Annotated in this window: 16 protein-coding genes; 8 read left to right on the top strand and 8 right to left on the bottom strand. The window is 68.3% G+C overall.

The genetic code is table 11. The features are described from left to right. Window positions 1-243 precede the first annotated feature (243 nt). The gene (locus Pmi06nite_RS25680; protein WP_308442528.1) at window positions 244-741 is read left to right on the top strand and encodes a flavin reductase family protein; all 498 of its coding nucleotides are present in this window, start codon (window positions 244-246) and stop codon (window positions 739-741) included. Here Pmi06nite_RS25680 and Pmi06nite_RS25675 read toward each other — a convergent pair. The 8 genes from Pmi06nite_RS25675 to Pmi06nite_RS25640 form a co-directional block, all read right to left on the bottom strand. Continuing rightward, on the bottom strand, window positions 738-1598 hold the full coding sequence (locus tag Pmi06nite_RS25675; RefSeq protein WP_203955666.1) for a hypothetical protein: 861 nt from the start codon (window positions 1596-1598) through the stop codon (window positions 738-740). The two genes, Pmi06nite_RS25680 and Pmi06nite_RS25675, sit on opposite strands and share 4 nt — an antisense overlap. After that, complete coding sequence (locus tag Pmi06nite_RS25670) at window positions 1595-2149, bottom strand: RNA polymerase sigma factor (RefSeq protein ID WP_203955665.1); 555 nt, start codon at window positions 2147-2149, stop codon at window positions 1595-1597. The genes Pmi06nite_RS25675 and Pmi06nite_RS25670 overlap by 4 nt, the downstream gene beginning before the upstream one ends. A gap of 133 nt (window positions 2150-2282) precedes the next feature. After that, window positions 2283-2813, bottom strand: coding sequence for a GNAT family N-acetyltransferase (locus Pmi06nite_RS25665; RefSeq protein ID WP_203955664.1), 531 nt, complete (start codon window positions 2811-2813; stop codon window positions 2283-2285). 29 nt (window positions 2814-2842) lie between these two features. Next, window positions 2843-4534, bottom strand: coding sequence for a signal peptide peptidase SppA (gene sppA / locus Pmi06nite_RS25660; protein WP_203955663.1), 1692 nt, complete (start codon window positions 4532-4534; stop codon window positions 2843-2845). A gap of 371 nt (window positions 4535-4905) precedes the next feature. Beyond that, entirely contained in the window at window positions 4906-7053 is a 2148-nt protein-coding gene (gene glgB, locus Pmi06nite_RS25655) for a 1,4-alpha-glucan branching protein GlgB (protein ID WP_239114204.1), read from the bottom strand. 70 nt (window positions 7054-7123) lie between these two features. Next, complete coding sequence (locus tag Pmi06nite_RS25650) at window positions 7124-8473, bottom strand: maltokinase N-terminal cap-like domain-containing protein (RefSeq protein ID WP_203955661.1); 1350 nt, start codon at window positions 8471-8473, stop codon at window positions 7124-7126. Continuing rightward, a complete protein-coding gene (gene treS, locus Pmi06nite_RS25645; protein WP_239114203.1) occupies window positions 8470-10203 on the bottom strand; it encodes a maltose alpha-D-glucosyltransferase in 1734 nt (577 codons plus the stop codon). The genes Pmi06nite_RS25650 and treS overlap by 4 nt, the downstream gene beginning before the upstream one ends. A 31-nt stretch (window positions 10204-10234) precedes the next feature. Beyond that, complete coding sequence (locus Pmi06nite_RS25640; protein ID WP_203955660.1) at window positions 10235-12292, bottom strand: alpha-1,4-glucan--maltose-1-phosphate maltosyltransferase; 2058 nt, start codon at window positions 12290-12292, stop codon at window positions 10235-10237. A 524-nt stretch (window positions 12293-12816) separates the two neighbouring features. Here Pmi06nite_RS25640 and glgP point away from each other — a divergent pair. The 7 genes from glgP to Pmi06nite_RS25605 all read left to right on the top strand — a co-directional run bounded on the left by glgP (window position 12817) and on the right by Pmi06nite_RS25605 (window position 22897). Beyond that, window positions 12817-15414 (top strand): alpha-glucan family phosphorylase, encoded by a 2598-nt coding sequence (gene glgP / locus Pmi06nite_RS25635; RefSeq protein WP_203955659.1) that lies wholly within the window; start codon window positions 12817-12819, stop codon window positions 15412-15414. 1056 nt (window positions 15415-16470) lie between these two features. Next, entirely contained in the window at window positions 16471-17886 is a 1416-nt protein-coding gene (locus Pmi06nite_RS25630; protein WP_203955658.1) for an HNH endonuclease signature motif containing protein, read from the top strand. Window positions 17887-18177: 291 nt separating this feature from the next. After that, window positions 18178-19485 carry a glycosyltransferase family 4 protein gene (locus Pmi06nite_RS25625; RefSeq protein ID WP_239114202.1) on the top strand — a complete coding sequence of 436 codons (1308 nt, stop codon included), beginning with the start codon at window positions 18178-18180 and terminating at the stop codon, window positions 19483-19485. Window positions 19486-19547: 62 nt separating this feature from the next. Further along, window positions 19548-20321 carry an enoyl-CoA hydratase/isomerase family protein gene (locus Pmi06nite_RS25620; RefSeq protein WP_203955657.1) on the top strand — a complete coding sequence of 258 codons (774 nt, stop codon included), beginning with the start codon at window positions 19548-19550 and terminating at the stop codon, window positions 20319-20321. Between the two features lie 66 nt (window positions 20322-20387). After that, window positions 20388-20816 carry a hypothetical protein gene (locus tag Pmi06nite_RS25615; RefSeq protein ID WP_239114201.1) on the top strand — a complete coding sequence of 143 codons (429 nt, stop codon included), beginning with the start codon at window positions 20388-20390 and terminating at the stop codon, window positions 20814-20816. Window positions 20817-20822: 6 nt separating this feature from the next. Then, entirely contained in the window at window positions 20823-22058 is a 1236-nt protein-coding gene (locus Pmi06nite_RS25610; RefSeq protein ID WP_203955656.1) for a DUF6395 domain-containing protein, read from the top strand. Beyond that, a complete protein-coding gene (locus Pmi06nite_RS25605) occupies window positions 22055-22897 on the top strand; it encodes a M55 family metallopeptidase (protein ID WP_203955655.1) in 843 nt (280 codons plus the stop codon). Before Pmi06nite_RS25610 ends, Pmi06nite_RS25605 begins: the two co-directional genes overlap by 4 nt. Window positions 22898-22936 lie beyond the last annotated feature (39 nt).

Genomic DNA, 22936 nt, shown 5'->3' with positions numbered 1-22936 from the left:
AATGGGGTCGCCGGCCTGGGGAAGTAACGTTCGTGATCATGCACGGCCGACCGTGCATGATCACGAACACTGAAATCGCAGGCCAGGCCGTACGTCACAGAACCTGCGCATGATCACGGACTGGAAATACGCAGGCCGGGGGACAAGTCTGCGAACATGTGCATGATCACGGCATGGGTTCGCGCAGGTGGGAGGGCATCCGCCCGAACCTGTGCATGATCACGACGGGAAGGGGCGGGGGGCGTGTTCACCGAGGCCATGGGGCAGGTGCCCGCGGGGGTGGGGGTGGTCACGGTCAAGGACGGCCGCGACGACCTCGGCACCACCGTGGCCACGCTCCTTTCGGTGTCCCTCGAACCGCCTCTCGTCCTGGTCAGCCTCGACTCCAGCAGCTACCTGACCGAGGTGCTGCTCCGCAACGACCGGTGGGCGGCCAGCCTCCTCGCCGACGGCCAGCAGGCGATCGCGTCGAGGTTCGCCACCCCCGGACGGCCCAGCGCCCGACTGCTTCTCGCGAGCACTCCCCACCATCGCGGGGACCACAGCGAAGCCCTGGTCATCGATGGTGGAGTCACCGCACTCGAGGTCGAGACCACGCGGGTCGTCCCGGCGGGCGACCACACGCTCTTCATCGGCCAGGTCCTCGGCGTCGCCTATGTCGACGTCTCGAAGGCCCCGCTGGTACGGCTTCGCGGCCGCTACCGGCCCGTGCCGGGCATCAAGCCCACCCCGGAGGCCTAACCCTGTGGGTCGGGGCCGACGAACATGATCACTTGGCCGTCGCTGCCCGCGAGCGCGTTGTGGACGTACCAGTCTTGCTCGACCTTGTCGGCCGGGATCCCGTTCGGGTACGGCTGGTCGGAGCCGTCCTCCTCGTAGCGGTACTCGATCCGGGTGATGTTCCGTCTGGCGGCCTCGGCGAGGACGTCCGCCACGGTGCGCCCCTCCACGTCGCTGAGCCCGACCCCCTCGCCCGGTACGTCCCCCGGGCCGGTGTCGTACTGCTCGCCCGGCAGCGCGACCCGCCCGAAGACGACACTGAGATGTCCCTTGTAGGACACCGGGATCTTGACGCCCACGGCGCAGGCGTAGGGCCCGCACGCCCCCTCGGCGGTGATTGTGTCCACGCCGCCGGTGCCGTCCTCCTCCATGAAGATCAGGGAGCCTGCCTTCTGCGGGGACGAGGGCGCCATGCTCAGCCGGACGTTCAGCCCGCGTTCGGCGAACTCCTGCTGGTAGCGGGCCGGATCGGCGACCGGGTTCTGCACCGTGACGATCAGGTAGTCACCCTCCCGTTTGAAGGACAGCGGAGCGGCTTGGGCGCTGGGTGGTCCGACCTGCACAGGTCCGATCTGCTGGCCCGGGTCCGCTGAGGAGAGTGCGACGACCGCCGCGGTCGCCGTCGCTCCCACCACCGCGACGGAGAGGAGCAGCCGCCCGGCCCGCGCGCGCCGGGGCCTCACCGCGTGCGGCGCCTCCTCGGCGGTGGTGGCCATGATCCGTTCAGCCAGATCCGCCCTGGTCAGAGGGCTGACCATGGTGGCGGCCTCCTCGTCGGTCACCGAAGCGACCTTTCTGATCAGCAGTTCGGGATTCATGTGTGGTCTCCGTTCGCCACCCGGACCTCGGGCATCGGCATTTCGAACAGGGCGCCGCGGCTTTCCAACTCGCGGGTGAAGCGGCGGCGCGCACGGTGCAACCGGATCCGTACGGCGTTGCGCGAGCAGCCGAGCACGGTGGCGATCTGGCCCGCGTCCAGGTTTTCCCAGCCGACCAGCGTCAGAAGTTCCCTGTCGCGTTCGGGCAGGGCGGCCAGCGCCTCCGCGACCGGGCGAAGGTCCGCCGGCACCTCGCCGACATGCTCGTCGGCGAGGTCGGCCCGGAGCCGGTCGCCGAGCGCGAGTCGCCGGCGTTCGCCCCTTCGGTGATTGGCGAGCACGCGCCGGGCCACGCCGTACAACCATGGCCTGGTCTGCTCGTCCGGCGGCAGGTCGTCGAGCCGCCGCCAGGCGGTCAGGAACGTCTCGGCGAGGACGTCGGCGGCGTCGTGGGGGTTGGCGGTGCGGCGTAACACGTACCCGAGCACCGGGTCGTGGTTGGCCGCGTAGATCGCCTCGAAACGGCGCCGTTTCTCATCAGGGGGCGGCATCTCTCTCCTTTGGCGTACGCCGAGTCACGGCGTCTCGCGCGGAAGCTGACACCCGGCACATGTCCGGCAGCCGGCGAGGCATTTCACCACCACGAAGGTGATCCCACGCCGGGCGGAGGCCGAGGCGGCAGGGCTACCAGAGGTCGCCGTCCCGCCAATCACATGTGAGATCGCCCGTCAGGTCCGGGGTGACCGTCACCGGCAGGACGTGGACGCCGTCGTCGTCCTCCTCCGTCCGCCGGATCCCGTCCGGCGTGAGCGCCCACGTCCGCCCGAGCCAGAGCCTCCAGCCGCGTGCGGCGTAGAAGCCGAGGGCCCCGTCCGCGCTGCTCAGCGCACCCATGTCGTACGCGCCGCGGACCACCCGTTCCAGCGCGGCCATCACGGCCGCGCCGTACCCGTGCCTGCGCAGGTCCGCGCGCACGCCGACGGCCTCGACGTATCCCACCCGAAGAGCCCGGCCGCCGTGCATCAGACGCCGCTGGACGACGGACCCGTGCGCGACCAGATCCGCTCCCTCCCAGACCAGGGCGTGGACGCCGCCCAGGGAGTGATCCCAGTCCTGATCGCCCAGGTCTCCCTCGAAGACGTCGTCGAGGAGGGCGCGCGCCTCCCGCAGCGTGACGGTGTCCAGGTCCGCGGTGTGCGCGGTTCGGATCTTCATCGCACCGCCGTCCTGATCGAGCCGGGGGGTCAGCGGATCGTCCACCAGCCGGGGAGCACCAGCGGGCCGTAGGCCGGGAGGCCGAGTTCGCCTGCCAGCCGGGCCATCGGGCCCCACGCCTCCAGCCGGACCTTGGCGAGCGCGGCGGACCTGTCCTCGCTGGACTCCGGTGGGCGCAGCCGCTCCAGCGGATGCATGCGCGGATATGTCCGTACTTGGGTGCCCTTCGGTAGCCCGGCCTTCTTGCGAGCGAGGCTCAGCGCGTCCTCGACGCCGCCGAGTTCGTCGACCAGACCCGCTTCCCGGGCGTCGGCCCCCGTCCAGACCCGGCCCCTGGCGAGCTCGTGCGCCCGCTCCCTGGTCAGGCCGCGCCCCTGCGCCACCTTGCCGACGAAGTCGTCGTAGATCCGGTCCAGCCAGCTGTTGACCCGGGCCCACTGGGCGTCGGAGAACTCCCGTACCGGCGAGAACATGCCGGCGTTGGTGCCTTCGGAGACCGCCTCGGTGACCACGCCGAGCTTGCCCAGCAGCTCGCCGACGACCGGCTTGCCGCCGAACACGCCGATCGAGCCGGTCAGCGTGCCCGGCTGCGCGACGATGACGTCCGCGCCCATCGCGACGAAGTACCCGCCCGAGGCGGCGACGTCGCCCATCGAGATGATCACGGGTTTGCCGGCCTGCCTGGCGAGCACGACCTCACGCCAGATCGCGTCCGAGGCGACGTACGACCCGCCAGGGCTGTCCACGCGGAACACGATGGCCTTGACCTTGTCGTCCCGGCGTGCGGAGCGGAGCGCCGCGCACATCGTGTCGGAGCCCATGGCGCCGCCGCCACCGAGCGGTGAGCGGCCGCTGCGGCCGAGCCGGATCGCGCCGGTGCCGTGGACCAGCGCGATCACGTTCTCGCCGGGGTGGGGCAGCCGCTTGGCCAGCGCCGCCTTGGCATACCTCGACACGTACAGCAGATGGGCGCCGTCCTTGACCGCCTCGGCGTACACCTCGTCGCGGTACTTGAGGGCGTCCACCAGGCCGGCCTCCACCGCCTCCGGTCCCAGGAAGGGCCCCTGGTCGATGAGCTCGCGCACCCGCTGGGGCTCGAGCGAGCGGGCTTCGGCGATGCCCTTCGTGATCTGCTCGGTCACCGACTCCGCGATGCGGGCGGTGGACTCGCGGTGCGCCTCGGTCATGCGGTTCTGCGTGAACATGTTGGCCGCGGTCTTGTACTCATGGCGCTGGCCGAGCTGATACTCCACCCCGGCCTTGGCGAGCGCGTCCCGCAGGAAGCGCTGTTCGAGTGCGATGCCGGTCAGGCCCACGTCGCCCGACGGCTGGAGGTACACCCTCTCGAACGCGCTGGCCAGGTAGTACGGAACGGTCCCGGCGCCGAACTCGCCGAACGTCTCCGCGAACGCGATGGTCAGCTTTCCCGCGGCCCTCAGCTTCAGTACGGCGGCGCGTAACTCCTGGACCATGCCCAGGCCCAGAGGGTTGCCGCCGATCTTCACGATCAGGGCCTTGACCCGGGGATCGGTACGGGCGCGCCTGAGGCCGGAGATCACGTCGGTGAGTCGGGCCCTGCGCATGGACAGTAAGGCGCCGAGCGGGTCGGCGGGCGGTCCCTCGGACAGCCCCTCGGTGAGATCGAGCTCCAGCACGAGTGCCGCGGTACGGCGTTGCCGAAGCCTGTCGACGGTCTCCATGATGGCCTGTGTCGCGTCCATAAATGTCACCATAGGCGACGGCGGCCCCCCCACCTTGGTGGTGATCATGCACACATTCGTCGATCAGTGGCCGGACCTGGGGTTATCGCGTCCGTGATCATGCACGGATTCGAGTGAACCGCACCCTGGCTGGGGTGACACGCTTCGTGATCATGCACCCGGTTACGTCATGCATGATCACGTACGGCGAAGCGCCACGTCGGCCCGCTATCCACCGAATCCGCGCATGATCACGGTCGGAGTTTCCGCTGGTCAGACGGCGTTCGCCCGAGAGTGTGCATGATCACGAGCAAGGTTGGGGCTGGTCGCGGGGGCTGCGGCCGAACCTGTGCATGATCACGCGGTGGGCGCATCACGCGGTGGGTGCATGATCACGGGGAGGGGGGTGACTTTCGCAGCCAGACGGCGCCGAGTGGGGGGACACGGAGGCGGGCGGAGTACGGCAGGCCGTGGTGGGGGACGTCCACGGCGTCCACGGTGCCGAGGTTTCCGACGCCGCTCCCCGCGTACTCGTAGGCGTCGGTGTTGACGATCTCCTCCCAACGGCCGCCGACCGGGAGGCCGAGGTGGTAGTTCTCGTGCGCCCCACCGGAGAAGTTGGCGATGCAGGCCAGCATCGAGCCGTCCGTGCCGTACCGCAGGAAGGAGAAGACGTTGCCCGAGGCGTCGTCGGCGTCGATCCAGCGGAAGCCGTCCGGGGCGGCGTCCTGCGTGAACAGGGCGGGCGTCTCCCGGTAGACCCGGTTCAGGTCACGGACCAGGCGCTGCACACCCTTGTGGAAGTCGAAGTCGAGCACCCACCAGTCGAGCCCCTTCGACTCCGACCACTCCGCGCCCTGGCCGAACTCGCCGCCCATGAACAGCAGTTGCTTGCCGGGGTGGGCCCACATGAACGCGTAGAGCGCCCGGAGATTGGCGAAGCGCTGCCATTCGTCACCGGGCATCTTGCCCAGCAGCGACCCCTTCAGATGCACCACCTCGTCGTGCGAGAGGGGCAGCACGAAGTTCTCCGAGTACGCGTACATGAGGGAGAAGGTCATCTGGTGGTGGTGGTACTGCCGGAAGACCGGCTCACGCGCGAGGTAGTTGAGGGTGTCGTGCATCCAGCCCATGTTCCACTTGAAGCCGAAGCCCAACCCCCCGAGGTGGACGGGTCGTGACACACCGGGCCAGGCCGTCGACTCCTCGGCGATCGTCACGATCCCCGGCACCTCGCGGTAGCAGACGGCGTTCATCTCCTTGAGGAACTCGATCGCGTCGAGGTTCTCCCTGCCGCCATGGATGTTGGGCGTCCACTCGCCCTCGCGGCGCGAGTAGTCCAGGTAGAGCATCGAGGCCACGGCGTCCACACGCAGCCCGTCGATGTGGAACTCCCTCAGCCAGAACAATGCGTTGGCGACCAGGAAGTTGCGGACCTCGCGGCGGCCGAAGTCGAAGACGTAGGTCCCCCAGTCGGGGTGCTCGCCGCGCGCCGGGTCCGCGTGCTCGTAGAGCGGCGTGCCGTCGAAGCGCGCGAGCCCCCACTCGTCCATGGGGAAATGCGCGGGGACCCAGTCGACGATCACGCCGATGCCCGCCTGGTGCAGTTCGTCGACCAGGTGGCGGAAGTCGTCGGGCGAGCCGAACCGCGACGTCGGGGCGAAGTAAGACGTCACCTGGTAGCCCCACGACCCCCCGAACGGGTGCTCGGCCACCGGCAGGAACTCCACGTGCGTGAAGCCCATGTCCTTCACATAGGAGACCAACTGGGTGGCCAGTTCCCGATAGGACAGGCCCGGACGCCACGAGCCGAGGTGGACCTCGTAGGTGCTCATCGGCTCGGCCAGGGCGTCGCGGCCCGCGCGGTCGGCCAGCCACTCCTCGTCGCGCCAGGCGTAGTCCGGCTGCTCGACGATCGAGGCGGTCGCCGGGGGCACCTCGGTACGGCGGGCCATCGGGTCGGCCTTCTCCCGCCACACGCCGTCCATCCCGAGGATCTGGAACTTGTAGCGGGAGCCGGCCCCGATGTCGGGGATGAACAGCTCCCACACGCCCGAACGGCCGAGCGAGCGCATCGGGTGCCCGCCGCCGTTCCAGTGGTTGAAGTCGCCGATCACCCGCACACCCTGGGCGTTGGGCGCCCATACGGCGAACGCCGTGCCGTCGGTGTCCTCGTGGCGTAGGACGCGCGCGCCCAGCACCTCCCACAGCCGCTCGTGGCGTCCCTCGCCGATGAGGTGCAGGTCGATCTCGCCCAGTGTCGGCCAGTGGCGGTACGGGTCACCCGTCTCGTACGGCTCGGCACCCGGATACGCGACCCGCAGCCGGTAGTCGGGGATCTTGTCCACACCGGGGAGCGAGACCTCGAAGACCCCGAAGCTCGTGTGGTGCAGCTCATGCGGCCGGCCGTCGATCAGCGCCTCGACCTTCTCGGCGAAGGGCCGAAGCGCCCTGATCGTCACGCCGTCCTGCTCGAGGTGCGCGCCGAGGATCGAGTGGGGGTCGTGGTGCGCCCCGCCTGCCAGCCGGTCCAAGTCCATTTCTTTACCCTGTCCTAGAACCATCCGAGGTCCCAACAAATCAGTAGATACGCAGAGATCTGTGACGACCTCAGCTGAACGCGGACAGGGGGATGGGCAACCACGAGGGACGGTTACGCGCCTCGTACACGACCTCGTACACGGCCTTGGTCAACTCGAGCGCCCGGAGGAAGACCGCGTCCTGGCCGCGGATCCTGCCACCGGTCTCCGAGTAGCCCGCGAGGAACGCCGCCCGATTCCGCGCCGCCCACTCCTGCGCCCGTCTCTCCAGCGAATCCGCGCGCGGGTGACCTGCCAGCAGATGCCGGGCCGCGTATTCGAACGAGCGCAACATGCCCGCCACGTCGCGCAGCGGTGAGTCCAGAGCCCGGCGGTCGGCGAGGGGCTGGCCCGGCTCGCCCTCGAAGTCGAGCACCACCCAGTCGGCCGGCGTGCGCATGACCTGGCCGAGGTGATAGTCGCCGTGCACCCGCTGGACCGGTATCTCCTGGTCGAGGTCGGCCAGCCGGTCGAACGCCTCGTAGGCCACGTGCGCGTGCCCGGCCAGAGCGGGCACCTCGACGACGGCCTTCTCCAGGCGCCGCCGGAAGCGCTCGGTCATCCGTTTGATCTCGGGAGGTTCGATCACTCCCGTGGGAAAGGCCTCGGCGAGCTCGGCGTGGACCTCCGCGGTCGCCGTCCCGAGGCGAAACGCCTCCGCGGCGAAGTCCCCGCCCGCGTCCTCCGCCGGCGTGCCCTGTGCGGTGGCGTAGAGGTCGCGGACGCTGGTGAGCGCCATCGTCCAGCCCTCGTTGGCGTTGGACAGGTACTCCTGCATGATCGCCAGAGTCGTGGCCTCGCCGTCCAGCTCCGCCTCGATCCAGCCGTACGGCCTGGCGACGTGGGCCGATCCCGCTCCGGCGAGCGCGGTGATCACCTCGAGCTCGGGATTGATGCCGGGCGTGATCTGGCGGAACAGCTTGAGGATGTACATGTCGCCGTAGACCAGCGACGTGTTGGACTGCTCGGCGGTCAGCACGAGGCTCCGCTGCGAGGTGTCGATCGAGGTGCCCGGCACCCGGTGGAACCCGAGCCGCCGCACCCGCAGCTCGGAGTCCATGCCGTTCAGCAGCCGGGACGTCAGCGACGCGTCGTGGGCGGCGTCATAGGCGCACATCCGGCGGCCCTGCCAGTCGCACGACCCGATCAGGACGTGCTTCAGCCGGTCGGGCACCTGCGCCCGCAGGCCGAGCGGGATCTGGTACTGCGTGGTCCGCTCGCCCTGCCGTACGGACACGAGGGCGTGGACCAGCGCCGGGTCGCCCGGATCCAGCTCGGTCAGGGTGTCGACGGCCAGGTCATCGATCGCGCGCCCCTTGCCGGCGAACCACCGCTGTCCGGTGATCCAGCCGACCAGGAGCTCCTGAAGTGAAGTCGTCACTCCTCCTTCGCGCCGACCGCCCTCGAAGGTACGGGCAGTGTGAACCAGTAGAACCCATGCCCCGGAAGCGTCAAAAGATACGGAAGCTCGCCAATCGGCGGGAAAGGAACTCCGCCCATGCACTCGACGGGCATCGACCCCTCGAACCTGCGCAGGTCGAGCTCCACCGGCTGCGGGAAGCGCGAGAGGTTGTTGACGCACAACACGCGGTCGTCCCCGAGCTCCCTGACGAACGCGAGCACGCTCGGGTTGGATGAGTTGAGCTCGGTGAAGTCGCCCAGGCCGAACACCGGGTGGCGCTTGCGGATCTCGATCATGCGCTTGGTGAAGTGCAGCAGCGAGCTGGAGCTCTTCTGCTGGGCCTCGACGTTGATCGCCTGGTACCCGTATATCGGGTCCATGATGACCGGCAGGTAGAGGCGGCCGGGGTCGCAGTCGGAGAAGCCCGCGTTGCGGTCAGGGGTCCACTGCATCGGCGTGCGGACGCCGTCGCGGTCGCCCAGCCAGATGTTGTCGCCCATGCCGATCTCGTCGCCGTAGTAGAGCACGGGGGACCCGGGCAGGCTGAGCAGCAGGGCGGTGAACAGCTCGATCTGGTTGCGGTCGTTGTCGAGCAGCGGCGCCAGGCGGCGGCGGATGCCCACGTTCGCCCGCATACGCGGGTCCTTGGCGTACTCCGAGTACATGTAGTCGCGCTCTTCGTCGGTGACCATCTCGAGCGTGAGCTCGTCGTGGTTCCTGAGGAAGATGCCCCACTGGCAGTTCTCGGGGATCTTCGGCGTCTGGGCCAGGATCTCCGAGATCGGGTAGCGGGACTCGCGCCGGACCGCCATGAAGATGCGGGGCATGAGCGGGAAGTGGAAGGCCATGTGGCACTCGTCGCCCCCGGTCACCGGGTCGCCGAAGTACTCCACCACGTCGGCCGGCCACTGGTTGGCCTCGGCCAGCAGGACCCGGTCGGGATAGAGCCGGTCGATCTCCGTGCGGACCCGCTTGAGGTAGGCGTGGGTCTCGGGCAGGTTCTCGCAGTTGGTCCCCTCCTGCTCGAACAGGTAGGGGATGGCGTCCATCCGGAAGCCGTCGATGCCGAGGTCCAGCCAGAAGCGCAGCACCTCCAGCATGGCTTCCTGCACGGCCGGGTTCTCGTAGTTGAGGTCCGGCTGGTGGTGGAAGAAGCGGTGCCAGTAGTACTGCTGCCGCACCGGGTCGTAGCTCCAGTTGGAGGACTCGGTGTCGATGAAGATGATCCGGGCGTCCTGGTACTTCTCGTCGGTGTCGCTCCAGACGTAGAAGTCGCCGTACGGGCCTTCGGGATCGTTGCGGGACGCCTGGAACCAGGGGTGCTGATCGCTCGTGTGGTTCATGACGAGGTCGGCGATCACGCGGATGCCGCGCTTGTGCGCCTCGTCGACCAGCCTGACGAAGTCGCCCAGGTCGCCGAAGTCGGGAAGGATCTTCATGAAGTCGGCGATGTCGTATCCGCCGTCGCGGAGCGGGGACTCATACAGCGGCAGGAGCCAGAGGCAGTCGACGCCGAGCCACTGGATGTAGTCCAGCTTGTCGATCAGCCCGCGGATGTCGCCGGTGCCGTCCCCGTTCGAGTCGGCGAAGCCGCGGATAAGCACCTCATAGAAGACAGCCCGTTTGTACCAGTACTGATCCCGCGGCTTCTCGTGCGTGAAGGTGTTCGGGATGGGCTGGTGCTGGCTGGGCTGAGGTGTCGAGCTCACCTGTGGACTCCCCGGATGTGCAGGGCCGCGCTCACGGGCGGAGCACTGACCCGTGGCGGAGCGTGAAGACGTGTGCGGGATTGACGTGCGGGTCGAGGCGCACGAAGTCGGCCTGCCCCCAGTGGTACGACTCGCCCGACAGTTCATCATGGACGACGAACTGGTCCTGCCAGTCGAGACCGAGTGCGGGCATGTTCAGCCGGACAGTCGCCTCATGGGTGTTGTACGGATCCAGATTGACGACGGCCAGTACCACATCGCCTATGCCGTGCCGTCGTGTGGCCGTGTCGTAGGCGCCGGGCAGTCGCTTGGAGAAGCAGATCAGATCCGGCTGGTCGACGCTATGAAACCGTAGGTTACGCAATTCCTGGAGTGCCGGGTGAGCTCTTCGCAACAAATTGAGCTGCGTGATGAACGGGGCAAGACTCCGTCCCTCGCGCTCTGCGGCCGCCCAGTCGCGCACCTTGTACTGATATTTCTCGCTATCGAGGTATTCCTCGCTGCCGGGCCGTACCGGGACGTTCTCTGCCAGCTCATAGCCAGAGTAGACGCCCCAGGTCGGCGCCATCAGCGCCCCCAGCACCGCCCTGATCTTGAAGGCGGGCATCCCGCCGTGTTGCAGGTACTCGTGCAGGATGTCCGGCGTGTTGACGAACAGGTTGGGTCGCAGGAAATGCGAGGTCTCCTGGGCGAGTTCCCCGAGGTAGTCCTCCACGTCGGTCTTGGAGTTCTTCCACGTGAAGTAGGTGTACGACTGGTGGAACCCGACCTTGGCGAGTGTCTGCAGCATCGCGGGCCGGGTGAAGGCCTCCGCGAGGAACAGCACGTCGGGGTCGGTGGCGTTGATGTCCGCCAGCAGTCGTTCCCAGAAGCTCACCGGCTTGGTGTGGGGGTTGTCCACGCGGAAGATCCGGACGCCGTGATCCATCCAGAGGCGTACCACCCGCTTGACCTCGGTGTAGATCCCCTCGGGGTCCTTGTCGAAGTTCAGCGGATAGATGTCCTGGTATTTCTTGGGCGGATTCTCGGCGTACGCGATCGTCCCGTCGGCCCGGATGTTGAACCATTCGGGATGCTCCTTCACCCAGGGGTGGTCGGGGGAGCACTGCAGCGCGAGGTCCAGGGCGATCTCCATGCCCAGATCCCTCGCCCTGGCCACGAATTCGTCGAAGTCCTCGAACGTCCCGAGGTCGGGGTGGATTGCGTCGTGCCCGCCGTCCTCGGAGCCGATCGCCCAGGGCGAGCCGGGGTCGTACTGCTCCGGGGTGAGGGTGTTGTTGCGTCCCTTGCGGAACTGCGTGCCGATCGGGTGGATCGGCGGCAGATAGACGATGTCGAACCCCATCTGGGCGACGGCCGGCAGCCGCTTCGCCGCAGTCCGGAAATTTCCTGATTTGGGAGCGACCTTGGGGTCGCTGTCCCTTTCGGCCACCGCCCCCTCCGACCGGGGGAAGAACTCGTACCAGGATCCGAACAGCGCCCGACGCCTGTCCACCTGCACCCGGCCTCTGCCGGACCGTGAGACCAGGTCCCGCAGCGGATGCGCCGCGACCAGCGCGACCGTCTCCGGCAACTGCGCCACGGTGAAGCGCGCACGCGGATCGACGCGGTCGTCCCGTAGACGTTCGGCGATCGCCAGCAGCGTGGCCCTGTGCCCACAGGGATCGGCCCCGGCCTCGTCCTTGCAGTCGACGGCCCGTACGGCTCTCGCCGCCCGCTCGAAGAGTCGGGCCCCCTCCTCGCACATGAGGTCCGCGTCCATGCCGCGCGGGATCTTGATCTCCGCGTCGTGCATCCACGTCGCGATGGGATCACTCCACGCCTCGACGCGGAACTGCCACAGGCCCTCGGCCGGCAGCGTGACCTCCACGCTCCACTTGTCGGTGCCCGGAGCGACCTCCCGCATGCGCAGCAGCCGCCTCGACGCCCCGCTCGGGTCGATCAACACGACCCCGGCGGCCACGGCGTCGTGTCCCTCGCGGAACACGGTGGCGCTGATCTCGAAGGTCTCACCCGCGGCCGCCTTCGCGGGCCTGCGCCCGCAGTCGACGACGGGGTGGATGTCCTGGATTGGGATTCTTCCGATCATCGTCACTCACGTTAGCGACGGCACGCCCGGTGCCGCCGGATTTTCAAGATCTTCTCAATTGGTCAATCAGGTCGATTTCCGGGGTTGCCCGAGCGTTCACGTGACGCGGCCGATCTGGCCGCGCCGGATCATGCTCAGGTGGTGCCGGGGTGGTGCGGTGTCCTGCTGGTCGTGCCGTCGCGCGCCCGTGCCGTCCGGAGGCGGCACGTCGAGGAGCCCGTCACGGGGAACCTTCGCTCCTAGAGGGAGTGCCCCAATAGTCCCCTCTTACCCCTGCCGACGGAAAGACTGCACGGCGTGTTCGGGTGGCCGCTCTGTGGTGAGCGAGCACACGTGGGAGGGCCGTAGCATCGCCGGTGGGATTCACCTGAGCCAGTGTAGTTTTGTGAGGTTTGAGCGGGTTTGCTAGTGGTGAGAGCGCTTATGCAAGAAACCCAGGGGAGTGTCGTGCCCGCGGGCATCCCCGTATCGGACAGAGTGTTTCGGTCGCGCGTCGTGGCGCTGAGTAACTAGGGTCTGGCCCCGTGAGAGCTATCCGCAGGTTCACCGTCCGCACCGTCCTTCCCTCGCAGCTCGAGCCGCTGGGCGAGCTGGTCCGGAATCTCCGCTGGTCCTGGCACCCGGAGACCATGGACCTGTTCGCCGAGGTGGACCCCGAGGTCTGGGAGCGAGTGGACCACGACCCCGTCGCCCTTCTCGGCGCCGTGGAGGCCGACCGGCTGCGCGAGCTCGCCCAGGACCGGCGCTTTCTCCGCCGGCTGGCCGACGCGGCCGACGACCTCCGTGAGTACATGACCGCTCCCCGGTGGTATCAGTCGCAGGAAGGCGGCCCCGCCGCCATCGGCTACTTCTCCCCCGAGTACGGCATCGCCTCCGCCCTCCCGCAGTACTCGGGCGGTCTGGGCATCCTGGCGGGCGACCACCTGAAGGCGGCGAGCGACCTCGGCGTGCCGATCCTCGGCGTCGGCCTGCTGTACCGCCACGGCTACTTCTCCCAGTCGCTCTCGCCCGAGGGGTGGCAGCAGGAGCACTACCCGTCGCTCGACCCCGGTGGCCTGCCGCTCACCCTGCTCAAGGAGGCCGACGGCACACCGGCCCGGGTCGGGATCGGTCTGCCGGGCTCGCGCACGCTGCACGCCCAGATCTGGGTGGCCCAGGTCGGCAGGGTCCCGCTGCTGCTGCTGGACTCCGACATCTCCGACAACGACGCCGCGGCGAGGGACGTGACCGACCGTCTCTACGGCGGTGGCGGCGACCACCGGCTCATGCAGGAGTTGCTGCTCGGCGTGGGCGGCGTCCGCGCTCTGCGGGCGTACTGCCGGATCAGCGGGCACCCGGAGCCCGAGGTGTTCCACACCAACGAGGGCCACGCGGGATTCCTCGGCCTCGAGCGGATCCGTGAGCTCACCGAGGCGCGCCTGTCCTTCGACGAGGCCCTCGAGGCCGTCAGGGCCGGCACCGTGTTCACCACGCACACGCCGGTCCCCGCCGGGATCGACCGGTTCCCGACCGAGATGATCGCCAGGCAGTTCGGCGGGTCCAACGCCTGGCCGACGGTGAGCGTCGACCGCATCCTCCAGCTCGGCGCCGAGCCCGAGGGCCCCGACTCCGACCCGGCCGTCTTCAACATGGCCGTCATGGGCATGCGGCTCGCCCAGCGGGTCAACGGCGTCTCCGAGCTCCACGGCGAGGTCAGCCGGGAGATGTTCAAGGGCCTGTGGCCGGGCTTCGACGTCGAGGAGGTGCCGATCGGCTCGATCACCAACGGCGTCCACGCCCCGACCTGGGTCGGCCGCGAGGTCATGGAGCTCGCGGGCGACGAGCTGCCCTCCCTGATCGACATGTCGCAGGGCTGGGATGCCGTGCGGAAGCTCTCCGACGCCGATATCTGGTCCATCCGGGGCAGGCTCAGGGCCCACCTGGTGACCGAGGCGCGCAAGCGCATCAAGCAGTCCTGGCGTCAGCGGGGCGCCGCCGAGGCGGAGCTGGGCTGGGTCGACGAGGCGCTCGATCCCGACGCGCTGACGATCGGGTTCGCCCGCCGCGTGCCGTCCTACAAGCGGCTCACACTGATGTTGTCGGACCCGGAGAGGCTGAAGAGCCTGCTCCTCGACCCCGACAAGCCGGTCCAGATCGTGATCGCGGGCAAGGCCCACCCCGCCGACGAGGGCGGCAAGAAGTTCATCCAGCAGATGGTCCGGTTCGCCGACCAGGAGGACGTGCGGCACCGGATCGTCTTCCTGCCCGATTACGACATGACCCTCGGCCGGCTCATGGTCACCGGCTCCGACGTCTGGATGAACAACCCGCTGCGGCCGCTGGAGGCCTGCGGCACGTCCGGCATGAAGGCCGCGCTCAACGGCGGCCTCAACCTCTCCATCCGCGACGGATGGTGGGACGAGTGGTTCGACGGCAACAACGGATGGGCCATCCCCAGCGCCGACGGCGTCACCGACCCCGAGCGGCGCGACGAGCTGGAGGCGACGGCTCTGTACGACCTCATCGAGCGTGAGGTCGCCGACCGTTTCTACGACCGCGCCGCCGACGGCCTGCCCCGGCGGTGGCTGGAGATGGTCAAGCACACGCTCAGCTCGCTCGGGCCCAAGGTGCTCGCTGGCCGGATGTTGCACGACTACGTGGTCGGTCTGTACACGCCGGCCGCCAGCTCCGCCCGCGCGCTCGTGGCGGACGGATACGAGAACGCCCGTCAGTTCGCCGCGTGGAAACTGAGGCTCACCCAGGCGTGGCCCGGGATCCGGGTGGAGCACGTCGAGGCCGCGGGGATCGGGGACGCTCCCGAGCTCGGGGCGCGACTGGAGTTGCGGGCGACCATCGCGCTGGGTGAGTTGTCCGCCGACGACGTCCAGGTGCAGGCGGCCTACGGCCGTGTCGGACCGCACGACGAGTTGATCTCGCCCACCTACGTGACCCTCAAGGCCGATTCGGTCGACGACGACGGCAGGGCGTACTACACCGGAGACCTGCCGCTGGACCGCACGGGGGCCTTCGGCTACACCGTCCGCGTCGTGCCCTTCCATCCGCTCATGGCGTCGCCCGCGGAGCTCGGTCTCGTCGCCGCACCGGAGGAACCGGCGGGGATGACCAACGGAACCCTCCGTTAGAGGAGCCCAGATCCTGACCGCACGTTGGTCAGCGGCCGCCGGGTGACGCCGATCGGCGCCTGGCCGGTGGCGGGTAGCGGGGTGGCGGTGCGTCGCCGGTTGTGGCGGTCTCGACGTTGTGCGAGATCGCCACACCCGGTACGGGGGTGAGTTTGTGACGGATGAGCCGCTTCGCGCTGCCCCCTCAACAGCGTGATCATGCACGACCTCCCGCCTCACTGCCTTCGACCGCACGCAGTACCCGCACATCGAGGTCGATGCAGTACAGCCGCGTCTGCGGCTGTTGCCGTGCGGCCTCGATGGGTACGTGTCGGCTGGCCGTAGCAGCGTTTGTGATCATGCGCGGTCCCGCTTGTATCCGACGAGCGGTTGTCGGCCGTGGCCCCCGAGGCGTCAATCGCGACCGCTCTAGACTCGGTCCATAATTCTCGGCCGGAGTCCGCTCCATTGATCTGAACGTCATGGGGCTGCACGTCGTCGTGTGCGTACAGCCGTCCGTCGACGGTAGCGAGTGCGCCGAATCCCACCGACCTACCCGAACAAGCCGCCGGCCAGCAGATAGAAATTCTGTTCGAAAATCGTAGCGGAATGACTACTCTCCGTGAGATTATTAGGTTAGATTTTCGATTTGATGGAGAGGGGTTGGCGTGGCCGGAACACGAGGGCGGCACCCCTCATCTTCATTCGGTGCAGGGGAAATGCCGTGCGGTTCAGAGTGGTGGGCCGAGGTGACGGCCCGGGCGAGGTCGTGGTCGTCCGACGGTAGTTCGGCATTGAGTTCCCCGCCTGTGACTGATCCGTGGCCGGATTCGACTGCCGCCGACTCGTCCTTTCGGGGCTCTCCCGGCTGCGACTCGACTGATTCGGAGCCGCCTGCGCCTGCGTCTGCACCGGATGCACCGGATGCTCCCGATGCGGTCTTTCCTGCGCCGGCCCCGCTCCGCCTCACGCTCGTCCACCTCGAGTTCGTCCGCCCCACGCTCGTCCGCCTCTGGCCCGCACCCCTCGTCCGAGGCGCGGTCTTCGGCTGCCGGGTCTGAAGGGTCGGATGATCTTGTGGTCAGAGCTGTCGAGGTGCTTTCCGCGTTAGCGCTGGCCGAACTGCCCGACTCGCCATCGACCTGTCTGGAGCAAACGCAGGAGTTGCTTTTCGCCCGAGACCGATTGATTTCGGCGATCTCCACCCGGGTGGGCCGGGTGCATCGTGCGGGTGAGGCCAAAGCACACGGGCATGCCGGCACTCGGACCTGGCTTCAGGGAGCCTGCGGAACGAGTGCGGGATCAGCGTCCCACCTGGTCAAGCTCGCGACGGAATTGGCTCGTCTGCGTGTGGTCCGAGTTCGGTTCGCCGAGGGCAGTCTGTCGGAGGGGCAGGTCAGTGCGATCTGCGCCGCGACGAGCGGTCTCTCCGATGAGCAGGCGGAGATCGCCGAATCGATCCTCGTCTCATTGGCGGACCGGGCGACCCCGGCCGAGGTGGCCAAGGCGGGCCGATATCTGCGGGAAATGCTGGACCCGGGGCAGGCGGACAAGGAGAGGGACGCCGACTATGCGGGCCGGTATCTACAGGTCCGTCCGACCGGTTCGGGCGGAATAGCAGGGGAGTTCCGCCTTCCCCGAGAGGCGGCGGCCCGGCTCCGGACCTGGCTGGACGCCTATGCCAAACCGAAGACCGATGATGATGATGATCGGCCTCTGCGGGTTCGCAATGCCGACGCTCTCATGGCTCTCCTCGAGAAAAAGATCACCACTGAGCTGCTCGTCCTGGTCAATGTGGAATCCCTCCCCAAAGACCACCCACCTGATCCCGCCTCCGATCCCGCTGGTGGTCCTGCCGGCTACCAACAGGACGGTCGCGTAAACGGACACAGCCATGGGGATGCGCCGCCAGGTGAACGTTGCCCTGAACGTGGACCTGGACCTGGGCGTGAACCTGGACCAAGGGCCGCCTCCGGGGAGCGGCAATCGGGCCTGTCCGGTCTGGGGTGGGCGATGCCGGGATTGCTGCTGGCCACGGGGCAGTTGTTGTCGCCGGATGATGTGGCTCGGCTTGCGCGGACCTCAACGCTGGTGCGGCTGGTGATGGATGCCGACGGTCAGGTTCTGGATATGGGTCGTACGGCGCGCCTGGCCAATTGGGCTCAGCGCCGAGCTGTCTTCGCCCGTTATGCCACTTGCTGGGTCGACGGCTGCCCGCTTCCGGCCACCGTGTGCCAGATCGACCACGCGGACAACTGGACCGACGGCGGCATGACGGACCTGCGGATGCTGGGTCCGGCCTGCCAGTTCCACAACCGTGATCGCTATCGCCGTCCCCACCGCTACGAGCGCCGTCCCGAAGGTAAGGACCGCTGGGCGTTCAGCCGGACGGGACCTCGGCACACCTCCCGCAGACCATTACCCGCACGAGCCGCACCCGCCGACGCCATGAACAACACAGCGGCGGGCGCGCGTGGTCCGAACGCGCCTTGATCACGGGCCTAGCGCGGAGTGGGCGTAGTGGGGAGTGGGCGGGTATAGCGGCTTTGCGGGCACCGGCCCGGTCAGAGCGGACGCCAGGGCCGACGAGTGAGGTGACGCTGTCCTGGGGGCGACCGTGATCGTTCGGATCCCCCTCTCCTTCGACCATGTCCGGGGCCTGGCTTGGCTGCAAGGCGGGAACAAAGTGTGACGAAAGGGGCAAAAGGTCTGATTTAGAGGGTGACCCGTTCTGCGGGGGCGGATTCTGGAGGCCCGATGGACGCGATAGACCCAATGGACCCAATGGACCCGATAGACCAGATGGGCCAGATGGACCAGATGCGCTTGATGGACCCGGGCCCAATCGATCCGGCGGCAATCGACCCGGCCAAGGTGGACACGGCCAAGGTGGACACGGCCAAGGTCGACTCAGCCACGGTCGACTCAGCAAAGGTGGACAGGGCCCACACCGGCGCGGCCAAAATCGATCCTGCCAAGATCGATACTGCCAAGATCGACGCGGCGAAGCCGGCGGGTGGAGAGGGCGGCGACGGGGGCGGGCTCCACATCGCGATGGTGGCACCCCCCTGGTACGACATCCCGCCGAGAGGCTATGGCGGCATCGAGTCGATGACGGCAGACCTGGCGCGGGGCCTGACGCTGCGAGGCCATCGGGTGACGCTGATCGGCGCGGGTGAAGGCGTCGATCTGCGCACCTATGAGGAGCCGCCGTCGGAGCGCATAGGAGAGGCGATCCCGGAGATGGTCCACGCGGCCCAGGCCGCACGGTTCCTCGACGACATCGAGGCCGACGTGATCCACGATCATTCGCTGGCCGGTCCTCTGGGCGCCCGGGGCAGAGGAGTGCCGACGATCGTCACTTGTCATGGCGAGGTCACCGGTGAGTTCGGGCGGTTCTATCGCTCGCTGGCGACGACGGTCTCGCTTGTGGCCATCTCGTGGGCGCAGCGGGCCCTGGCGTCCGACCTCAACTGGATCGGCCGGGTCCACAACGCGGTCGACGTGAGCACGTTCCCTTACCGCGACCGCAAGGACGACTGGGTCCTGTGGCTGGGACGGTTCAACCCCGACAAGGGAGCCCACCTCGCGATCGAGGCCGCGCGGGCGGCCGGCCGCCGCATCCTGCTGGCCGGCAAACGGACCGAGCGTGCGGAGCAGGCTTATTTCGACACCCACGTCGAGCCGCTTCTCGGTCCCGACGTCGAATACCTGGGGGAGGTCGGTGCGGAGCTCAAGCGGGAGTTGTTGTCCAAGGCCCACTGCCTGATCTTCCCCCTCCAGTGGGAGGAGCCGTTCGGCATGATCATGATCGAGGCCATGGCCTGCGGCACGCCCGTGGTGGCGTTGAGACGGGGGTCGGTCCCCGAGATCGTGGTCGACGGCGTCACCGGATTCGTACGGGACTCCCTGCAGGAACTGCCCGCGGCGATCGAGGAGGCGGCCGGGCTGGACTTCGCCGCCGTCCGCGCCCACGCCGTGAGGCGTTTCGACGTCGCGATGATGGCACGGGGATACGAGCGCATCTACCGCAGAGCCATCTCGCGTGCCCAGGCGTGCGAGCCCCAGCACCTGCTCCCGCTGGCCCGCTGATCTATGGTGTTACGGTCTCGGCGTCTGTTACAGGACCGGGCGGGCGGAAGGACGAGGGTGTCATGGGTGAGTTCGTCAGCGTGGAGATCGTGGACCGGATCGCGACCATCCGGCTCGACCGGCCGAAGATGAACGCCCTGAACCGGCAGGTTCAGGAGGAGATCGCCGAGTCTGCCCGGCTCGTCGACGCCGACCCCGGCGTGCACGCCGTGATCCTCTATGGCGGTGAGCGGGTGTTCGCGGCAGGTGCGGACATCAAGGAGATGGCCGTCATGTCCTACGCGGACATGGCCGTTCACTCCAAGGTCCTCCAGGACTGCTTCACCGCGGTGGCCCGGATCGGCAAGCCCGTCATCGCCGCCATCACCGGGTACGCCCTGGGCGGCGGTTGCGAGCTCGCCCTGTGCGCCGACTTCCGCGTGGCGGGGGAGAGCGCCAAACTCGGCCAGCCGGAGATCACCCTGGGCATCATCCCGGGCGCGGGAGGCACCCAGCGCCTGCCGCGGTTGATCGGTCCTTCGAGGGCCAAGGATCTGATCTTCACCGGACGGCACGTGGGCGCGGCGGAGGCCCTGTCCCTCGGCCTGGTGGACCGGGTGGTGCCGGACGGCGAGGTCTACACCGCGGCCCTGGAGTTGGCCGCGACCTTCGCGGAGGGACCTGTCGCGGCTGTCAGGGCGGCCAAACTGGCGGTCGACCATGGGCTGGAGACCGACCTCGACACCGGTCTGGAGATCGAGCGGCTCCAGTTCTCCGGGCTGTTCGCCACGGAGGACGCCAAGGAGGGGATGACCGCTTTCTCTGAGAAGCGGAGACCCACCTTCACTGGCCGATAATTGCTGTCTGCCTGATTCGTTCCATAAGTGTGAGCGCGCGGTTCGTCAGGTCTATCGTTGCGACCCATGATGCGGTTCGTTGCACGCGTTCTGGTTCCGGCCCGACTGCGCCGGGCATTCCGGTCTCGGCTGGACGCGAGGTATATCACCAAGGCCGACCACCGGCAGGACGTGCGGAGCCTCCGGGAGGAGTACCGGCGGCTCCACCAGGAGGCCAAGGACGATCGCAAGCTGGATGCGGAGCATGCCCTGCGGGAGATCGAGCTGCTCCGCCACGAGGTCGCGGCGCTGCGCGATGAGGTCGTGCGGCTGAGGGATGCGACGAAGGAATCGCTTCAGAAGGTGAAGAGCGTTTCCGATGGCGCGGCGCAGGCCCGTCGGCTGGCGACCGAGGGGGCCGGCGCCATCGACCATGTGCTGCAGAGCGAGGTGCGCATCTGGCAGGCCATAGACACCCTGGCTTCCCGAATGCCCGACGCGGAACCTGTGAGGTAGGCCCGCATGCGTGTGAAGTGGACTTTTGACGAGGACGTCTGGCGGCTCACGTTCCTGCTCGACCCCGAGGACGAGCTCACGGGGACGTGCACGGACGGTCAGCGTCTGGAGCTGCGCACGAACACCTGTCAGGTGCGGCTCCCACCCTCTGAAGGGCGCGGGCCGGACGTCCACCCTGACTTGCTGGCGGTGGTCGCGTGGACGGTGACCGCTCCGTGGACCAGGCGGAGGGTGACCTTCGATCGGCCGATCTCGCCTGCGCTCGCCGCGGCGCTGCATGACGGGTGGGGTGTCGAAGCGGGCCCGGTGGGTGCGGACCAACGGTCGGGGACGCAGCTGGCGATCTCCTACAGCGGCGGCGCCGACTCGATGGCGGTGGCGGCGATCTTCCCCGATGCGCCCTTCATCCATTTCCGGCGGATCAGCCACCCCCGGGTGCCGAACCGGTGGGCCGACTACCGCTCCGATGTGACGGCACGGCTCGCCCGGGAGACGGGGCGCGACGTCACGATCGTCGAGTCCGACCTGGAATTCCTGCTCAAGTTTCCGTGGCCGGGATTCACCGAGCACCACGCCGTGGCCGCCGGAGCGCTCCTGCTCGCGGACGAGATGGACCTGGGCGGCATCGCGATGGGCTACGAGATCGGCTCGCGCTGGCTCGGCGGCGATCGCTACGTCCATCGATTCACGCCGGACAATCCCATGTGGTCGGCGAGTGGGCAGTGGGGCACGTTGTTCGAGGCGGCGGGTTTGCCGATCGTGCTGCCCGTCGGGGGTATCAGCGAGGCCATGACCATGCGGATCGCCCTGGGTTCCGAGCTTCGCGACCAGGTCCGCTGGTGCCTCCTCGGGCCTCACAGCGGTGCGTGCGGGGTCTGCGGCAAGTGCCTGTACAAGGAGTTGATCCAGGCCGCCGTGGAACGGCGCCCGCTCAACACCACGATCACCGCGACCGACAAGGTCGGTCGCAAGTGGCAGAACCCGCCTCCGTACGGTGGGCAGGAGATGATCGAGTACGGCATCGCGCACGTGCCCGGCATCGAGAACACGCTTTTCGCCAAGGCCGCCGAATACCTCCAGGCGTCGAAGGAGTCAACGCGCTGGCTGGAGCACTGTTACGCGCCGGCGATCGAGGAGATCCCCGAGCAGTGGCGCAAGCAGGTGGACGCCTTCATGGTGGACAACGTCGGTCTGATGACGGAGGACGAGGCGCGGCGGGTGGAGACCTGGGGGGCGGGATGAAGATCTATGTGTCGGTGGACATGGAGGGTGTCTCCGGCCTGACCGATCCCGAGGAGATGCACGCCGGAGGCCGAGGCTACGAGCGCGGGTGCGAGTTGATGACCGGCGACGCGAACGCCGTCGTCGAGGGGGCCTTCGACGCCGGCGCGGACACGGTGCTGATCAACGACGCGCACGGGTCGACCAAGAACCTCAAGATCGATCTGATCGACCCGCGGGCCTCGCTGATCAGGGGACCGGGCAAGCCGCACCGGATGGGGCAGGGCCTGTCAGGCGACTTCGCCGCGGCCTGCTTCGCCGGATATCACGCCCGGGCCGGTGTCCAGCATGGGGTGCTCAACCACACGTGGATGGGCAAGGAGATCCACGACGTCTACCTGAACGGAGAGATCTGCGGGGAGATACGCCTGGTCGCCGGCCTCGCGGGTTCCCTCGGCGTGCCCGTGGTCGTCGTCACCGGCGACGAGGCGGCGTGCGAGGAGGCTCGGGACCTGCTCGGTGACGTCGAGACGGTCGCCGTGAAGAAGGGGATCGACAGGTTCTCCGCCGAACTGCTGCCGCCGAGCGTCGCCCAGGCCCGCATCCGCGCGGCCACCGCCCGCGCGCTCGGCCGGCTGTCCGCCTTCCACCCCTACGTGGTGAGCCCGCCGTACACGCTGGGTGTGGAGTGGAACTCCACCGACATCGCGGCGGGCTGCGCGATCATCCCCGGGACCCGGTTGGTCGGGCCGAGGCACACCGAGTTCACCACAGACGATTATTGGGACATCATGTCCCTCTTCGGTATCTTCGCCACCATCGCTGGCCGGATCGCATGCGGCAGCGGGGTGTACGGCTGACCGCGGTGCATGATCACGTAACGCGTTGAGGCCGGTCGA

The organism is Planotetraspora mira (assembly GCF_016863275.1).
Classification (GTDB): Bacteria; Actinomycetota; Actinomycetes; order Streptosporangiales; family Streptosporangiaceae; genus Planotetraspora; species Planotetraspora mira.
This window is presented reverse-complemented; position numbering and strand designations above follow the sequence as displayed.

Excerpts from the sequence above, each read along its gene's own strand:
- Pmi06nite_RS25665 (WP_203955664.1), bottom strand. The coding sequence starts at position 2,813 with ATGAAGATCCGAACCGCGCACACCGCGGACCTGGACACCGTCACGCTG.
- Pmi06nite_RS25605 (WP_203955655.1), top strand. The coding sequence starts at position 22,055 with ATGAAGATCTATGTGTCGGTGGACATGGAGGGTGTCTCCGGCCTGACC.
- Pmi06nite_RS25670 (WP_203955665.1), bottom strand. The coding sequence starts at position 2,149 with ATGCCGCCCCCTGATGAGAAACGGCGCCGTTTCGAGGCGATCTACGCG.
- sppA (WP_203955663.1), bottom strand. The coding sequence starts at position 4,534 with ATGGACGCGACACAGGCCATCATGGAGACCGTCGACAGGCTTCGGCAA.
- Pmi06nite_RS25620 (WP_203955657.1), top strand. The coding sequence starts at position 19,548 with ATGGGTGAGTTCGTCAGCGTGGAGATCGTGGACCGGATCGCGACCATC.
- Pmi06nite_RS25625 (WP_239114202.1), top strand. The coding sequence starts at position 18,178 with ATGGACCCGATAGACCAGATGGGCCAGATGGACCAGATGCGCTTGATG.
- glgB (WP_239114204.1), bottom strand. The coding sequence starts at position 7,053 with ATGGACTTGGACCGGCTGGCAGGCGGGGCGCACCACGACCCCCACTCG.
- Pmi06nite_RS25610 (WP_203955656.1), top strand. The coding sequence starts at position 20,823 with ATGCGTGTGAAGTGGACTTTTGACGAGGACGTCTGGCGGCTCACGTTC.
- Pmi06nite_RS25640 (WP_203955660.1), bottom strand. The coding sequence starts at position 12,292 with ATGATCGGAAGAATCCCAATCCAGGACATCCACCCCGTCGTCGACTGC.
- Pmi06nite_RS25675 (WP_203955666.1), bottom strand. The coding sequence starts at position 1,598 with ATGAATCCCGAACTGCTGATCAGAAAGGTCGCTTCGGTGACCGACGAG.
- Pmi06nite_RS25615 (WP_239114201.1), top strand. The coding sequence starts at position 20,388 with ATGATGCGGTTCGTTGCACGCGTTCTGGTTCCGGCCCGACTGCGCCGG.